Genomic DNA, 16,833 nt, shown 5'->3' on the forward strand with positions numbered 1-16,833 from the left:
GACCATTGGCTGGCCAGATGTAGAGAGCACGACAGCCGCCTACAAGATCAGCGCGGTGAACGCGGTTGAAGGCAGCAAGTATCCGCTATTGCCGCTGACCGCGCTGACCGAACCGGCCAGCGCGGGTGCGTGGAAGATCAACGGGCAGAGCGCCGTACGACCGCCGGCAGTGGCGCTCATGCCGAATTGAGCATGCCCGGAGATGTTGCCGATGTTCGTATACAGCGGTTTTTCAGCCCCTATGCCGATGTGCAATTGCCAGGTTCGAGCGATCACCAGCGATCGAAATGTGCGGGCACGGTCGGCGGCAGTTGCGGATGATCGAGTAGACGCTCGGGTGACTGCCGAAACATCAATGCTGCGAGCATCGTGGGCAATAGGACACAAACGGTGACCAATACCAGCCAGAACGTCCTCAATTGCCGCGTCCCGCGTTGATCGAACCAGCCAGCATGGGACATCGGAAGATCAACCAGCAGACGCCGTCCGGCCGCCGGTAGCGCACTTATGCCGATTCAGCAGTTGCGGTCAACCGTTTGTGACGTCGCGCCGACTCGACTTGCCTAACCATTGAGCGCGTCCGCGATCTCGAGGATACTCGCCGGCGGGGTTTGGGACTTTAGGCCTTTTGGCGAATCTGACAGTGATCAGCCATGATTCGTCGGGTAAGTCTCTCCATACGTTGACAGGGAAATGCTTGATGAAGTTCATGCGTAAGGCCGTAGTCGGGATCGCGTCGGTGGGCCTTGCGGCCGGGTCGGCGATCGGTGCTGGTACGGCGAATGCGGCCGATCTCCACGGTGCGATCGCGTTCAGTGTCGAGAACTGGAGCTACGGAACCACTGTCAATGCGGGCAGCCGCGGCGAGGCGATCGACGAGGCGATGGCCAACTGCAGTTACGGCGGCATCTCCGACTGCGCCGTTCTTGTGGCCTGGTCGGACGGCTGTGGCGCACTCGTGTACCGGAACGACGCTGGAGACGACGTCGCGGTCGGCAGCGGCGCTGGCCCCGACCGGGCGTCCGCGCTCCGCGAGGCCTATTCCAGTCTCTCCCGAGTCTATCCGCGGGCCATGCTGGCCAATGTCGGTTCCGCGGACCTGTCGGCGACGGCGATCAACGATGTAATCTGCACCGCCAACGCATGATTCGCGGGTGGCACCGCCGAAACTTCGGTGCCGGACCTGACAGCTACTGTGCCCCGCCTGGTAATTCGGTTGGGGGGCACAGTGGTTTCTCGATCGAACCGCAGTCTCTCGAGCCAGCGTCGCACGGCATTGTGGTGTAGACCAGGATCTTCAGGCCTGCCGGGGCTGCCCTGTCACCGCGAACGCACGCTATTGCCGCATACCGCGCTGCCTGAACCGACCGGCGCAGGTCTGCGAAAGATCAACTGGCCGTGCGCATCCGGCGCCAGCCGAACGCACCGTAATGCCGACTTTCGTGCGATCGTAAGCCCGTGCGGTGCGCCTGGTTCGATTGATCATCACAGTCAGTGGGCCTGTTCGCCTGCTCTAGCTCGTTGAGAGGGCGGGTCGGTGTACCGATGCCGAACCCCGGAGTCCGGGCGGTCCCCGGTCGTGCCTTTTCGATTGGGACGCAGCGTCATCCGGCTCGAAGCTCGAATTCGACATACTCTGGCGGCGTGACTGCTTCAGAGAGCAGACCAGGGAGCGGGTGGGTCCTGGCTCTAGCACCTGCCATCTTGGTTTGCCTCGGCATGACCGCGATGAGCCTCGGTGCCGCCTTCGAGCACAACGTTTACCGCGGAATGGGCTGCAGTGATACGACGCCGGTACCGGTCTCGGCGGCGGCGTTCAACTCCTTGGCACTCTGCGCGGGAATCGGGGCCCTGACGATCGTCATGATGTCGGCCACCCGGATCGGACACAGACAGCGATCGGGGCGTGCCCACCAGGTGGTCAGCTGCTGGGCCACGGTCGTGGCCATTGTGGTGACAGTTGTCGCCGGATGCTTGTACGGACCGAGGGACCAGCACGGGCGGGATCCGATCGCCGGACCGGCATGGGCGATGTCGTTGATTGCCGCGTTGATCATTGCTGTAGCACTGAGATGTTCCCTATCGGTGTGGCGGGCGCGTGGAACCACTGCCCGGCGTGGTGGCCCGTGGGTGATGACCGGCTTCGCTGTCGCGGCGGCCGCCATGGTGCTGGCCGCGATCGGCTACCGCTGGTGGCTCGATCCGCACGCGCTGAAGAAGATCTGCTGGTACGGATGATCTGACGTCCTCTGCTGATAGGCATCATGCCGGTGGTCGCGAACAGCCTGCGTGTGCCACCGAATTCCATCACTGGGATTCGGCGGAGGCAGCGGCCGCGTTCGATGTGGCTCTGGCGCAGCGGTATCCGGCCTACGCTCACACTCGGGAGGCAGCAAGCAGATAGCAGTCTCGAAGGAGAGTTGCAAAGCGCAACATCCTGTATTGCCGCATACCGCGCTGACCTATGTTGCTCAGCGCGGTCCTCGCCGGTCGGCCGAGGTTGTGCTGGCGGCTGCCCGGTCGGCGAGGAATGCTTGGGCATCGGGTGTGCGGTGCAACGCCTCCAGACCGTGCTCATCGAGGGGGTCGCGCACGGTCACGATCGTGGCTCCGGCGGCGCGCCAGAGGGCCATGAGGTGGTCGGCTTGGTCGACCGGCACGATCTCGTCGGTGGCGGTGTGGTAGTTGAAGATCGGCATGGTCGGGGCCGCGGCTCCCAGGGAGTTGTCGCGCAGGACTTGCGCGAACCGGGGTGCCTGTAGCGGGTCGGCGCCGTGGGCGAGGTCGCTCAACCGGCGGAGCGCGAAGTTGGCGAGCAAATCGTCGACGCAGGCGTTGCCGGCTGCGGCGATCGCGGCGTGACCGCGCTCGTCGAACAGGTCACCGAGGTGGGCTTCGGGGTACTCGCGGTCGTAGGCGACCAGGATTCCGAAGTTGTAGCCGGAGAAGATGCTTCCATCGAATCGGGCGGTCAGTGTTGTCAGGTCGGCGGGGACCCCGCCGATCGCGGCGCCGGCGAAGGACAGTTCGGGGGCGTAGGAGGGTTGGATCTGAGCGGCCCACGCGGTCGCGGCCCCGCCGCCGGAGTAGCCGTCGAGCGCCCAGACCGCGTCGGGCCCGATCTCGGCTGGCTCGAACTGGCCGGCCGCCCGGATGCCGTCGAGAATCGTGTGACCGGTCCGCGGCCCGGTCAAGAAGCCCGACTTCGGTCCTTCGTGGTCGGGCACCGCCACGATCCAGCCCTTTGCGAGCATCTGCATCACCGGGTCGGCCGACTGCACGGTGCCCTTCACGAGGGTGTACGACGGTGCGCAGCGGGTGCCGGTCGCGTCCTCGGGGAGCTGTTCGGAGACCACCGGCCGAGGCCCGGGACCGGTCCACGGTGCGGTCGGGACCAGCACGGTCGTCACGCCCAGTTCGGCTCGGTCACGAGAGTCGTTGGTGCGGAACGACAATTGCCAGGCGCGGACCGGTGTGGCCAGGTCGACGGTGACTTCGCGGTGGTCGACGAGTTGCCCGTTGCGGTAGGACTCGAGGTTCGGCGGCGCTGTGTAGAACGGATCGGCGTCGGGCACCACCGAACCGGCGGCCGGGGGGAGGTCCTCGGCCAGGGCCGGTGCGCTCGCCGAGAGCGACCCGTCGTGTTGATCGTTGCCCGGCTCGGCGGTCGCCGAAGTGATCGACAACAAGGTCATTCCGAGTGCGACCGCGGCAATTCCCGCTGTCCGACGCATGTTCCGCTCCTATTCGGTGGTCGTCCGCCGCTCAACGGCGAACGGCTGCCGGGATAGTAACTGACTGAACAGTTAGTCGGCCAGTCGACCGGTGCTTTGCCATGAGAATTCGACCTCATGACGACCACAGATTCCACGCAGCGATCAGGCGAACTAGCGCGTACCTCGATCATCGAGGTGGCGTTCGAGCACTTCGCGCGCCATGGGTATCGGGGCAGCTCGCTGGCGCGTATTGCCGCCGATGCCGAGATCCCGCAATCGGGCCTTCTGCACCACTTCCACAGGCGCTGCTGCAGCTCACGAATATCTGCTCATGCCGCTGGTCGCGCTGACCGAATCGGTCAGCGCGGCACCGCGGAAGATCAACCGGCTGTTGCCGAACCGAGGCCGGCCAGTGTCTACACATGCCGAGTTCCGTTCGACCGGTGCAATCCCGCACAATCCGCTGTAGAACAGCGATTTCGCGCCAATTCCTCAGCTGTAGTGCATGTTTGGAACGGTTGGGCTGGCCGTCCATGCCCGCATGGCAGCGCACGCTCCTGCCGCGTGGCGCGCGGCTCGGATCGGCCACGCGGCGACCTCGAAGATCAACGGGCAGAGACCATCTCGGGTAACGCACGGCCGTCGGCACTGCACGGTAACGCCGATGAGCGTGCCCCGCGAGGATTCCCACGCTGAGCGGAACAGATACGGCCATTTGCTTCAAATGCCCTGTGGCCGAGCACATCATCCATGCGCGCCCCATTCGAAAGGACGATGCCCGACATTATCGAGTGCGATCGGGCGCGCCGGGCGCATGAGGTTGTTAAGGATCTTGAAAGCTGGCCTGGATACTTTCACTTCGCGTCGGACGGAAGATGTTCGGCTACAACGGAAGTCGCTCCAGATGTTGGTTGCGATGCGGAGGGGAACGATATGAAGAAGTCGCTGGTTACTCGAGTGGGTCAGTCGGCGGACGATTCGTCGGCGCAGCGGGGAAGTCGACAGCCGGTGCGGCTGCTCGGGACAGGAGCCGCGCTGGCCGCCGCGGCAATGGTGATCTGCGCGCCGTCGGCCTCGGCGGCGAGTATGACGCTGGTCAATGGGCTCGTTCAGGGCACGTGTCTGGACGCGCAGACGATGGACGGTGTCACGCTTACGGGGGTCGCTCAAGTCATTACCTGCAACAGTGGACCCGCGCAGCAGTGGATCAGCGGATCCGCCAACAGTCTGCGCAACGGCCTCAACCCGGGTATGTGCCTGGACGCGCAGACGATGGACGGCATCTCCCTGACCGGAGTCGCTCAAGTCATCCCGTGCAACGGCGGCCTCGTGCAGGAGTGGTTCACCGGGCCCGGCAACACTCTCCACAATGGCCTCGACGGAGCCATGTGCCTGGACGGCCAAACCCTCGAGGGCAGAACCCTCACGAGCGTCGTTCAGGTCATCCCGTGCAACGGTGGACCCGCGCAGCAGTGGTGACCGCATACTGCCAGACGTACTCTTCTGCCGCATGGCGCGCTGACCGAACCGGCCAGCGCCGGGTATCGGAAGATCAACTGGCCGTGCCGATCCAAGGCCCGCGGAACGTCCGCTCCTGCCGAATTGCGCGTATCGGACGGGTGTGCTGGTAAACGTGAGTCATGACGGCTGTGACGAGATGACTGCGTGAGGGGCTACCGACCTTGTATTCGCGATGTCGTCATGGTGGTTCGATGAGGCGTTGTCGGCGGGTGCGGCTCGCCCGGTCGGCCGCTATTGCAGACAAGGGGTGGTGGTATCGGAAGCGCTTACGACCATCGTCTCCACCGTCACATCGGGCGCTCGGAACATGCTGCTGCCCGAGACCAGTTCCGAGCTGCCGAGAAAGGTCAATGTCGAACCGAGTTCGGTATCTGTCGCCGGACAGCTTCAAGGTGTGGCGACCCGTCACCATCGTCCGCCTCCAGCACCGACAAGTTCAGCCTCGCTACACGTTTCTGCACCCAGCCCAAGTCACTGGCACCAGAGGGCGACTGACAGAATTGGCTAACCAAACCCCCTGGTGTCGACTGGAATCCACCGGAAGTCGCATGCGCGGAACGCACTATCCTGCCGCATACCGCGCTGACCTGATCGGCCAGTCTGAGGACTACGCGGAATGACTTGTCGCCGAGGGCATTGTTGGGCCGAGTAGTCGGCGATGGTGAGAGTGACGACGGTACGACGGGGCGGCCCGGTCTGGATGGCCGGGCCGCATGGTCAGCAGGTCGTTATGCGCCGAAGTCGGCGCGGTGGTCTTCGGCCCACTCGGCGAGGGTGCGTCCGGGCTTGCCGGTCAGCACGGTGGCGGGACGCACCTGGTCGGGGGTGGTGAGGGTGTCGCTCCAGTAGTCGAGCAGCATCTTCATGATCGGCTCGGGAATGAATTGCGCTGTCTCGGCGCGGAATTCGTCGGCGGTGATCTCGATCAGCGGGATCTCCCGGCCGAGCGCGGCGCTGAGGGTGGCGACCTGCTCGGCGCGGGTGAGCGCCTGCGGGCCGGTGATCGGGATGATCCGGCCGATGTGCTCGTCGGACAGCAGCGTCTCGGCGGCGGCCTCGGCGACGTCGAATTCGTGGATCGGGGCCTGAGCGGACGCCAGGTACGGTGCCCGGATCGGCGCACCCGAGCTGATCTGCCACCGCCATTCGAGCAGGTTGTTGGCAAAGGTGCCGGGGCGCAGGATCGTCCACCCATCGGTGCGCTCGGTGACGGCGGCTTCCACGGCACTGTGGTGCAGCTGGCTCGCCGAGCCGTGGTCACGGGGGAATTCCATCGCCGCGGCCAGCGAGGACAACACCGTGAACCGGCGCACTCCAGCGGCCACAGCCGCGTCCGTGAAAGTGTCGACGCCCCGCGCCGGGAATACGAAGGCGCGATCAACACCCTCGAACACCTGCGCCCCGAGGGTCGAGGCGTCAGCGAGATCACCCGCGACAACCTCGACCCCCTCGGGCAGGTTGGCGTCCTCGGGCTTACGGGTCAGCGCGCGGACCGCGACACCGCGAGCGAGGAGGGTGGAGACAAGGTGACGACCGACGCCCCCGGTCGCTCCGGTGACGAGAACGGTCGGGCGGGAGTTGCGAATCTCTGTGCTGCTCATGACATGAATACTTCCGCTGAAGACCACCCCGCCACATCACGAGAATTCGCTATTTCCCGTACTACCTCGGGGCGCTCAGCTGCACGAGTATCGCGCCGATCGGCATGATCACCGCCCCGGCTATTTGTGTCGGCCCAAGCGACTGGCCGAGCAGTAGCCAGGCCAACGCGGCGGCGACCAGAGGTTCGGCCACGGCCAGCACGCTGGCCGGAGCTGAGGGCAGGTCGCGGAGGGCTCGGAGTCCGGCCAGGTAGGGCAGCACGGTGCCGGCGACGGCGAGGGTCAGCAAGAGCAGCCACACCGGAGCCTGCAGACCGCCCAATACAGCAGGGGCGGTGAGTAAGTGGGCGGGTAGCGTCCACGGCGGGGTGAACACTGACACCACTACTGCGCCGATGGTCAATCCGAGGGCAGTCAGCCCGGCCGGGTCGTGCCTGCCGGCACCGTGTTCGCCGAGCAGGAAGTATCCGGCCGAGCAGACCGCTGAGCCCAGACCGGCGGCAAGACCGAGCATGTTCAGGTGGGTGCTGTGCCCGAGTTGTGCGACCAGGGCCAAGCCGGTCAGCGCCAATCCGATGCCGAGCCAAACCGGTGCGGGCAGCCGAGTGTGCCGTGTTGTCTGCACCCAGAGTGCGATCAGCACGGGAGCGAGGTTGACCAGCACCATCGCTACTGCGACTGGAATCCGGGCCACCGCAACGAAGAACAACAGTTGCACCCCGGCGACGCCGAGCACCCCATAGCCGAGCAACAACCACAGGTCGGCACGGCGGAACCGCAGTGCCCGCGGCCGCAATACGGCAACGGCCGGGACGAGGAGTATCGCGGCCAACGTGATCCGAACCGACGTCACCGCCGCCGGGGACCAGCCCGTCGCCATCACCGCCTTGGCCACCGGCCCGGAACTCGCGAACAGTGCCCATGAGGTCAGAGCCCACCCGGTGGCCTGGACTCGGATCGGAGGCCGCCCAACCCTTTTCGTCGTCGCCACCGCTGCAGTCTGACCGCGGGATCGCGTACCTGACCACAGAATTTCTGAGGTGCGTCATCGAAGTCGGCCGTTGCGACGCCTACCGGTACGGCCGCTGCTCGACCGAAGGCTCATCGCCGTCGGGCGGGTGGCACCTGCCTGTGGTGGAACTCGGTGACCCGGCGGGGCTGGTTCAGACGGTGATGTGGAAGGGCTTGTCGCCCAACGCGTTGTCGGGGGTTAGGGCGTTTGCGAAGGCCGAGGTGACGATCGTGTCCGGAAGCTGAGGCGCGTCGGCCTTGGACTTGCTGCTCTTGATGATCACCGCGATCACGATGATGACGATGACCAGAACCGTGACGATGGCGGCGATCAGCCAGGCCGTCGTGTTCGAATTGCGCTGCGGGGGAGTGTAGGTCGGGGGTGGGTTGGTGCGCGGGGCGTAGGCCTGCGGTTGGTTGTACGACGGGGCCGGGGCCACAGCCGGATTAGAAAAGGTTTGCGGCGCAGGCTGATTTGGGTACGCCGGGGTCGATCCCTGCTGATTCGGAGTCGGCTGGTTGGGGAAGGACGGGTTCGACGTGGGCGGGACCGGGTACGCCGGGCCCGGGCTGGGGTAGGACGGGGCCTGGTTCGGGTAGGACGGGCCCGGGCCCACGAGCGGGCGCGGCGTCGACGGTGTCGGATTCGGCGGCTGCTGGATCACCGGCTGTGGCCGGACGGGAGTCGGTGGGCGCGGGGCGACGACGGGCTGCGGCTGCGCGGGGGTCGGCGGGCGCGGGGGCGCGGCGGGGCGGGGCGCCTGGAGGGCGCGTTCGGCGGCGGCGGCGAATTCGACGCAGGAGCGGTACCGGTCGGCCGGCCGCTTGGAGAGCGCCTTGGTGAGGACCGCGTCGATGGTGCGCGGCAGCGCCTGGCGGAGCGGGCTCGCGGGCGGAGGGGGCTGTTGGAGGTGGCCGCGGATGACCGCGGCGGGGCTGGTGCCCTCGAACGGGACTGTGCCGGTGAGGAGTTGGAAGAGCGTGCAGGCCAGGGAGTACTGGTCGGAGCGGCCGTCGAGGGACGCACCGGTCAGCTGTTCGGGCGAGGCGTAGGCGAGCGTGGCGGTGACCGTGCCGGTCTGGGTGAGGTGGCCGGTGTCGTCGCGCAGGCGGGCGATCCCGAAGTCGGTCAGGTAGACACGTTCGCCGGAGCCGGTCTTGGACGACGAACGGGCCAGCAGGATATTGGCCGGCTTCACATCGCGGTGCAGGACGCCCAGACCGTGCGCGTAGTCGAGCGCCTTGGCGGTCTCGCTGATGATCTGGGCCGCGCGCAGCGGCGGCAGCGTGCCGGGGGTGATCGAGGAGGCGTTGATCCCGTCGATGTACTGCATGGAGATCCACAGCTGTTCGCCCTCGTCACCGCGGTCGTACACGGTGACGATATTCGGGTGGTCCAGCCGGGCGACCAGATCCGCCTCGCGGATGAAGCGGGCGCGAATCTCGTCGTCGGCGAACATCTCCTGATTCAGCAGCTTCAGCGCCGTCATGCGCGGCAGCCGCGGATGCTTGGCCAGATACACCGAGCCCATACCGCCGCGACCGAGCTCGCGTTCGATGACGTAACCGGCGAACACATCACCAGAGCGCAAATCAGCCCTCCGAATCTTTTGCCCTCCGCTTCGCTCCGGGCGGGTTCGCGGCCCTGGAGGTCTCGTTCCGCCCTCCTCCGCTCCTCCGCCTCGCTCCCCCGCTCCGTCAGTCCAGAACGAGACGGGCCGCGAACCTTTGGGCTTCCATCATCCAGTGCACCTTATGGCTGGGTCGCCATGTGGTGCGTGCCCATTATGTCTGGCAGTGCAGAGCCTTGTGTGCCCACGTCCCAACATCGCCGCGATCCAGAGCCACCGCGAGCAGGTCGGGGAAGCGGTCCGGAGTGCAGGCGAAAGCGGGCACGCCCAGCGCGGTCAGCGCCGCCGCATTGTCGCGGTCGTAGGCCGGAGCGCCCTCGTCCGAGAGCGCCAGCAGCACCACCACCTGCACCCCGGCCTCCTTCATGGCGCGAATGCGCCGCAGCATCTCCGCGCGGACGCCGCCCTCGTACAGGTCGGAGATCAGCACGAACAGCGTGTCCGCCGGCCGGGTGATGAGCGACTGCGAGTAGGCGATAGCGCGATTGATATCGGTGCCGCCGCCCAGCTGCGTGCCGAACAGCACCTCCACCGGATCCGCCAGCTTCTCGGTGAGATCCACGACGGCCGTATCGAAGACCACCAGCGAGGTGCAGAGCGACCGCATGGACGCCAGCACCGCGCCGAACACCGAGGCGTACACCACGCTCGACGCCATGGATCCCGACTGATCGATGGCCAGCACCACATCCCGTTTGACCGCCTGCGCCTTGCGCCCGTACCCGACCAGCCGCTCGGGCACCACGGTCCGATGCTCGGGCAGATAGTTCGTCAGGTTCTTGCGAATGGTCCGGTCCCAGTCGATATCCCGCAGCTTCGGCCGCGACACCCGCGCCGCCCGGTTCAGCGCCCCGCCCACCGCGGCCACGGTCGCCGCCGCGATCCGCCGCTCGATCTCCTGCACCACCTTCTCTACCACCGTGCGGGCGGTGGCCTTGGTGGTCTCCGGCATCACCCGGTTCAGGCTCAGCAGCGTCCCCACCAGATGCACATCCGGCTCGACCGCCTCCAAAAGCTCGGGCTCGAGCAGCAATTCGGTGAGCTCGAGCCGATCCACCGCGTCCCGCTGCATCACCTCCACCACCGTCGACGGGAAGTACCGGCGGATATCGCCCAGCCACCGCGACACCTGCGGCGCGGAGCCCCCCAGGCCGCCCGAGCGCCGCCCGCTCCCGCCCTGCCCGCCGGAATCGTAGAGCGCCCCCAGCGCCCGATCCATCGCCTGATCGTCGGCATTGCCCAGCCCGCCGCCCCCGAGTCCGGCCTCACCAGCGCTGCCGAGCACCAGCCGCCACCGCCGCCCCTGTGCCTCGTCCATCTCGTTCATGACAATCCCCTCGAAAGTTCGGCAACGCCCCGGTTTCGATGTGCGGTCATCCCGCCACTCCGAGGATCTCGGCCGCCCCGCGCATGGCGAGCTCGCCGCGGCCGGTGTCGTAGTCGGTGCCGCGCGCGCCCGAAGCCGTTGGCGCGCCGTGCCGTACGGCCTGGCCGATGGCCTGCCGCTCGCCGGATTCGAACGCTCCGAAGGTCCGGCGCAGCAGCGGCAGGGTGGCGACGAACTGCGCCTCGTCGAGCCCGCACAGCCAATCGTCGATGAGCGACAACAGGTTTCGATCGTGGACCAGGAGCAGCCCGCGCCCGCCCAAGAAGCCGTCGATCCAGGCCGCCTTGTCGGGAGCGGTGCGCCCGACCGACAGCGCCGCGGATAGTCGGCGCCCGGATTCCGCGCCGTCGATGCGCTCGGCATCGCAGAGCAGGCGGACCGCGCGCCCGACGATCCCGCCATTGACGTCATCGCGACCGGCCAGGGTCTCCAGCGTGGACAGCCAAGTCCCGGTGGCCCATTCGTCGTCCCGCGCCGACAGCGCCAGATGCACCGCATCGAGCTGAGCCCGCAGCGCGGCGGACGCGTCGGCATCCAGCCCGGTCACCGCGCCCGGCAGGCCCGCGCAACTGCGAACCAGCAGACTGTCCGCCACCCGGGTCAGCGCCGCGCTGTCCGTGCCGCGCACATCGCCGTAGCGCACGATCCGCAGCAATCCGGGCAGCGCGGACATCAGATGGGTGACGTCGTGATCCAGTGCCGCAACCGATTCCAGCCGCGCGATGAGCCCGTCGGTGGCCCCGCCGAGATCGGCCAGCAGCGCCTCCTCCAGCACGGACGCCACCTTCCCGACCGTCGCGTCCGGATCCTGCGCCGTATCGAGGATTTTCGCCTCGGCCGCCGACCGCAGCGTGGTGCCCCAGCGCGACGCCTCGACGATCGAGATCGCCAGCTCCGGCCGCCATCGCAGCGTCCAGGTCTCCCGGAAGGTGCCGGTATTGCGCACCTGGCTGTCGGTCAGCTTGCCCCACCCGATACCCAGCAGCCGGAGCCGGTGCAGCAGGCGCGATCTCGCCAGCCCGCCGTCGGTGCGCAGATCCAGATCCACCGTCCGTTCCAGGGCCTGCTGCTTCAGCCGCAGCGTCCTGATCTGGGCCCGCAGATCCGCCTCCAGCGGCACCGTCGGCGTCCCGTCCGGGACCGTCCCCAGCGCCTCGCCCACCACCAGTTCGGTACTGACCAGCCGCAACAACGTCTCGTTACCGTCGCACAGCACCGACCGGGTGGCCTCGGTGACCTCCGACAACCCGGCCAGCGGCCGCCCCCGCAGGGTGGCGAGAGTGTCGGCCAGCCGGACGGATTCGATGATGTGCGCGCTGGACACCGGCAGATCGTGGGCCCGCAGCGTGCCCGCCACCTTGGTCAGCCACCGCGCGATGGGCTGCTCGGTCTCGGTGAACAGGTGGTGGTACCAGCCCGGCGAGGTGATGCCCGCGCCGTAGCCGGACGAGCTCGCCAGCCGCGAATGCGTCCACGGCACCCAGGTCAGCGTGGCCTTGCTCTTCGGCATGCCCTTGAGGATCCGGGCATCGGCCGCGGCCGGGCCCAGCTTGCCCTCCAGTGCCGGCGCGTGCCACGCGCCGCACACCACCGCCAGCCGCCGTGCGCCGTCCTTCAAGGCCTTTCGCATGATCTGCCGCATGTGCGCCTCACGCCGCAACGTGTGCGCGTCCACCGTGATCCGTACCGACTCGATGGAGACCGGTCCGTCCTCCGAGAGTGGTTCGTCCTCCGCTGCTGTCTCGGACCCCTCGACCGGGACAACGGAATCGGATTCCCGGCCGGCGGTCGCGCCGTCCAGGTGCTCGGCGTGCTCCCGCAAGGCGCCCATGGCCTCGTTGACGGCAGCGAAGATGTCGGCGTCCGAGGCGGATTCGACGATGGCGTCCCACCAGCGTTCGGCGTCGTCGTACCCGGCGGCGGCCGCCAGGATGGCCAGCGGATCGGTCCGGTCGCCGGGCTCGTCCGCCACCGCGAGCGCGACATTCGCGGGCAGATCGCAGAAGCCCACGGCCACATCGTTGTCCACCGCGTACCGCAGCGCCACCCACTCCGGCGAGAAGGTCGCGAAGGGCCAGAACGCGGCCTTGGCCGGGCTGTCGGGCTGATAGGCGAGCAGCGCCACCGGCGGCGACATCCCCTCGGCCGCAAGGTAACCGATGAGTGGATCGGCGTCGGACGGCCCCTCGATGAGGATGGCGTCCGGTCGGAACCGAGCCAGCGCCAACGCGAGCGAGCGCGCCGAACCCGGGCCATGGTGGCGGATGCCGAAGACCCGCGTCTCGGTCGATACCGCGACGGCGGTGGTCATTCGTGGACCTCGCGGCAGGCCCGGTAGAAGTCGGCCCAGTCGGGGCGCTGCCGCACCACGGCCTCCAGGTATTCCGTCCACACCACCTGGTCGGCGACCGGATCTTTGACCACCGCGCCCAGCACCGCGCCCGCGATATCGGCGGGCCGCAGCACGCCGTCGCCGAAGTGCGCGGCCAGCGCAATGCCATTGGTGATCACCGAGATCGCCTCGGCCGTCGACAGCGTGCCTGTCGGCGACTTGAGTTTGGTGCGCCCGTCCTCGGTCATGCCCGAGCGCAGTTCGCGGAAGACCCGCACCACGCGCCGGATCTCCTCGGCCGCCGCGGGGACGGCGGGCAATTCCAGTGCGGCGCCGAGCTGTTCGACGCGGCGGGTCACGATGGAGACCTCCTCGTCCTCGCCGGCCGGCAGCGGCAGCACCACGGTATTGAACCGGCGGCGCAGCGCGGAGGAGAGCTCGTTGACGCCGCGGTCGCGGTCATTGGCGGTGGCGATCACATTGAAGCCCTTGGCCGCCTGCACCTCCATGCCCAGTTCCGGCACCGGCAGCGTCTTCTCCGACAGCACCGTGATCAGCGCGTCCTGCACATCGGAGGGGATGCGGGTGAGCTCCTCGAGCCGCGCGATGGAGCCGGCGCGCATGGCGGTCATGATGGGCGAGGGCACCAGCGCGGCCTCGCTCGGACCCTCGGCCAGCAGCCGGGCGTAATTCCAGCCGTAGCGGATGGCCTCCTCGGCGGTGCCGGAGGTGCCCTGCACCAGCAGCGTGGAATGCCCGGCGATGGCGGCCGAAAGGTGTTCCGACACCCACGTTTTCGCAGTGCCGGGCACACCGATCAACAGCAGGGCGCGATCGGTGGCGAGGGTGGCGACCGCGACCTCCATGAGCCGGCGCGGGCCCACGTACTTGGGGGTGATCACGGTGCCGTCGGCCAGCGTGCCGCCCAGCAGGTAGGTGACCACCGCCCACGGCGACAGCTTCCAGGAGGGCGGACGCGGGCGATCGTCGGTGGCGGCCAGGGCCTTCAGTTCGTCGGCGAAGGCCTGTTCGGCGTGCGGGCGCAGCAGGGCGTCCCGTTCCTGAGTCATGGTCACTGCAGCTCCTCGAGCATTGTCTTGCGGTCGATGAGGTCATGGGCGAGCTGGTCGAAGGCCTGCTCCCAGTACGGATCCGCGCACCGGCGGGCGATGCCGGACACCATGCCCGCCACCGCCACCGGGAAGTGAGCGGACGCCGCGCGGAACAGCGTCCGATAGGAGCCGGGCACCAGGCTGGGCGCACCCGGCCGGTCGGCGCACAGCTGGGCGCGCTCGGTGAGCAGCCGCAGCACGTGCTCGGCCATCGGGCCGGGCCACGGATGCGGCATGGCGCGCAACATGGATTCGATCTCGGCCAGCCAGCTGGAATCCAGGCCACGCAGGTAGCGCACCTGATCGGCCTCCGGCTGGAGCGCGAACAACTCGCGCAGCTTGTCGGTGTCGGCGTCGCGGGCGTCCGAGCCGGAGACGGCCCCGAACAGCGCCCGGGCCCACTCCGGATTCCGTTGTGCCAGCGCGGCATCCGACCAGCCCGCGATCATGGGACCGCGCATGCCCTCGGCCATGGGCATCCGCACCGCCTGCTCGGCCGCGCCGAGCAGCCGCTCCCAGTGCCGCAGCGGCGTGGCGGCCACCACCCGGTGCAGCCATTCGGTGGACAGATCGGGAGCGCCATCGGCGCGATAGGCGGTGTAGCCGAAGGAATCTCCGACACCGTCGCGCCGGGCCGCCTCGTCGAGGACGCCCGGACCGGTGGTGACCAGCTGCGGCCGCACCGGCCGGGAACCGAAACTCAGCCAGGCCGCGGCCCGGTCGGCCATCCGCCGCGCGAAGGCCGAATCCGGCAGCCGCCCCAGCAGATCCGCGGCCAGCCGGCGCACCTCAGCGCGCCGGTCGTCGAGGGCGGTCTCCAGCAGCGCCTCGTCGTCGAGCGAGAGTCCGTCCGCCAGCACCGCCAGCAGTTCGGCCTTGCCCGGCCCGGACTCGGTGCCCCAGGACGCCGCGAGCGCGGCCCGCGCGGCCGCCGCATCCCGCTGCCGCAGCTGCGACAGCCAGCTGCGCCGCTCCGCGGCCCGGCCGTGCGACCACACGCCCTCGTCCTCGGCGGCGGCCCGCACCAGCGACTTCCAGCCGGGATGCTGTGCGGCCAGCCAGCGACCCCGCGCACCCGCCAGCCGCAGCAGCGGTTCCCGATGCGATGCCAGCGCCTTGGCCCGATCCAGCAGGCCGCTGACCATACCGTCCGGAGCGCGGAAGTCCCGCGGCCCGGCCAGCGCGAACCACTCGTCGAGGAACGGCGAATTGTCGGCCAGCAGGTGGGTCAGCCGCGCACCCGCCGCGATCGGCAGCAACCGTCGTTCGTCATCGGCCGCGGCCGCACTGCGCTCCGCCGAGGTGGCCGAGACACCGCCGCGTGCGAAACAGTCCTGCAGCGCAATCGATTCCAGCAGGACCGCGGCCCGATCCCCGGTCAACGCGGTCGTCGCGGCGGCGACCGGCGACGCCAATCCCGACAGGTCGGCCTGGCGTCGCGCCGTGCCGACGAGCGCCGCCGAGACCAGCTCGGCGCTCGCGGAATCCTCGACGCCACCCCGGATCGGCATCGGATTTCCCTGTGCCACACCAACATCCACCATGGTCCCGGCGGCGAGCGCCGCAACCGGCACCAACCCGCCCACCGTCCACTCGCCGATCACCGTGACCGGATGCCCGCCGGAGAGCCCGAGCAATCGCCACGGCTCGCCTTCGGCGGTCGACACCGGCAGCGCATCGCCACCGGACTCCACGATGTACCAGCCCTTTTCACCCCGAACGGGCACGACCTCGGCAAGGAGCACCGGCCACGACCGCAGGAACGGATCGGCCCCCAGCGCCCGCGCCTGCTCGACGAGAGCAGCGGCAATGGTGCCGTTCCGGTCCGGGGGACCGGCCGTGTGCAGCGGGAGGGTAGTGAAGGGTTCGGGGATGTCTTCGTGGCGGTCGCCCCAGAGGGCGCGCAGGGGTGTGGCGCTGGGGTAGAAGTGCAGGTTCGCGTCCACCTGGAAGCCGGGGGCCGGGGTGTCGTTCGGGAAGGCGGGGCTGCCGTAGTGGTGGTCGACGAGCAGGGCCCAGCGGCCGGATGTCCGGCCGCGCAACCAGACTCGGCGGGTGTAGAGGCCGTCTTCGGTGGTGATCCGGATGCCCAGGACCAGCCAGCGGTCGCGGACCCCGGGTTCGGCGCGGACCGTGTCGGCCGGCGTGGGGTACCCGATGTGGGTGCGCACGCTGGCCCGCAGGCCGGGGGAGAGGGTGTCGAGGCGGGCGTGCGCGGCGGTCAGCAGGTGCAGGCGGGCGTATTCGCGCAGCAGTAGCCGAGGCCATTCGGAATGGGTGGTGGCGAGCGGCAACTGGCGCAGGGTCGCGGCGATGCCGGGAGCCTGCGCGTCGACCATGCGGGCCGCCACCGTCTCGAAGGCCCGGATCGACCGATCCGACTGCGCGAGGCCGGTGCGCACCTGGTCGGTGAGCCAGATGTCCAGATCGGCCAGACCGGCGGCGACCCGGGCGCGGCGCTGATCGGCGTGCGGAACCTGCTGAGCGACTACACCTTCGTGGACGCGGTCACCCCGGGCGTG

Annotated in this window: 13 protein-coding genes; 4 read left to right on the top strand and 9 right to left on the bottom strand. The window is 68.6% G+C overall.

Translation table 11 applies throughout. The features are described 5' to 3' along the window. On the top strand, positions 1–190 hold a 190-nt coding region (locus tag ACWEKS_RS46230), incomplete at its 5' end, for a hypothetical protein (RefSeq protein WP_452346053.1). Between the two features lie 510 nt (positions 191–700). After that, the gene (locus ACWEKS_RS46235) at positions 701–1,147 is read left to right on the top strand and encodes a DUF4189 domain-containing protein (protein ID WP_452346064.1); all 447 of its coding nucleotides are present in this window, start codon (positions 701–703) and stop codon (positions 1,145–1,147) included. A 613-nt stretch (positions 1,148–1,760) separates the two neighbouring features. Here the strand turns inward: ACWEKS_RS46235 and ACWEKS_RS46240 are convergent. Further along, a complete protein-coding gene (locus ACWEKS_RS46240) occupies positions 1,761–1,949 on the bottom strand; it encodes a hypothetical protein (protein ID WP_452346054.1) in 189 nt (62 codons plus the stop codon). A gap of 522 nt (positions 1,950–2,471) precedes the next feature. Next, positions 2,472–3,734 (bottom strand): lipase family protein, encoded by a 1,263-nt coding sequence (locus ACWEKS_RS46245; protein ID WP_452346055.1) that lies wholly within the window; start codon positions 3,732–3,734, stop codon positions 2,472–2,474. A gap of 117 nt (positions 3,735–3,851) precedes the next feature. Here ACWEKS_RS46245 and ACWEKS_RS46250 point away from each other — a divergent pair, with 117 nt between their 5' ends. Then, positions 3,852–4,412, top strand: a complete 561-nt coding sequence (locus tag ACWEKS_RS46250) for a TetR/AcrR family transcriptional regulator (RefSeq protein WP_452346056.1) — start codon at positions 3,852–3,854, stop codon at positions 4,410–4,412. 78 nt (positions 4,413–4,490) lie between these two features. Then, a complete protein-coding gene (locus tag ACWEKS_RS46255) occupies positions 4,491–5,195 on the top strand; it encodes an RICIN domain-containing protein (RefSeq protein WP_452346057.1) in 705 nt (234 codons plus the stop codon). Positions 5,196–5,965: 770 nt separating this feature from the next. Here ACWEKS_RS46255 and ACWEKS_RS46260 read toward each other — a convergent pair. The 7 genes from ACWEKS_RS46260 to ACWEKS_RS46290 form a co-directional block, all read right to left on the bottom strand. Then, positions 5,966–6,838: an SDR family oxidoreductase gene (locus tag ACWEKS_RS46260; protein WP_452346058.1), complete on the bottom strand. Its 873-nt coding sequence runs from the start codon at positions 6,836–6,838 to the stop codon at positions 5,966–5,968. Between the two features lie 61 nt (positions 6,839–6,899). Beyond that, complete coding sequence (locus ACWEKS_RS46265; RefSeq protein WP_452346059.1) at positions 6,900–7,829, bottom strand: EamA family transporter; 930 nt, start codon at positions 7,827–7,829, stop codon at positions 6,900–6,902. A gap of 172 nt (positions 7,830–8,001) precedes the next feature. Beyond that, the gene (locus tag ACWEKS_RS46270; RefSeq protein WP_452346060.1) at positions 8,002–9,441 is read right to left on the bottom strand and encodes a protein kinase domain-containing protein; all 1,440 of its coding nucleotides are present in this window, start codon (positions 9,439–9,441) and stop codon (positions 8,002–8,004) included. A gap of 193 nt (positions 9,442–9,634) precedes the next feature. After that, the gene (locus ACWEKS_RS46275; protein WP_452346061.1) at positions 9,635–10,807 is read right to left on the bottom strand and encodes a VWA domain-containing protein; all 1,173 of its coding nucleotides are present in this window, start codon (positions 10,805–10,807) and stop codon (positions 9,635–9,637) included. 46 nt (positions 10,808–10,853) lie between these two features. Continuing rightward, entirely contained in the window at positions 10,854–13,178 is a 2,325-nt protein-coding gene (locus ACWEKS_RS46280) for a DUF5682 family protein (RefSeq protein ID WP_452346062.1), read from the bottom strand. After that, positions 13,175–14,269, bottom strand: a complete 1,095-nt coding sequence (locus tag ACWEKS_RS46285) for an ATP-binding protein (RefSeq protein WP_379394360.1) — start codon at positions 14,267–14,269, stop codon at positions 13,175–13,177. The genes ACWEKS_RS46280 and ACWEKS_RS46285 overlap by 4 nt, the downstream gene beginning before the upstream one ends. A 2-nt stretch (positions 14,270–14,271) precedes the next feature. Next, on the bottom strand, positions 14,272–16,833 hold a 2,562-nt coding region (locus ACWEKS_RS46290; protein ID WP_452346063.1), incomplete at its 5' end, for a DUF5691 domain-containing protein.

This window comes from Nocardia sp. NPDC004711 (genome assembly GCF_053601595.1).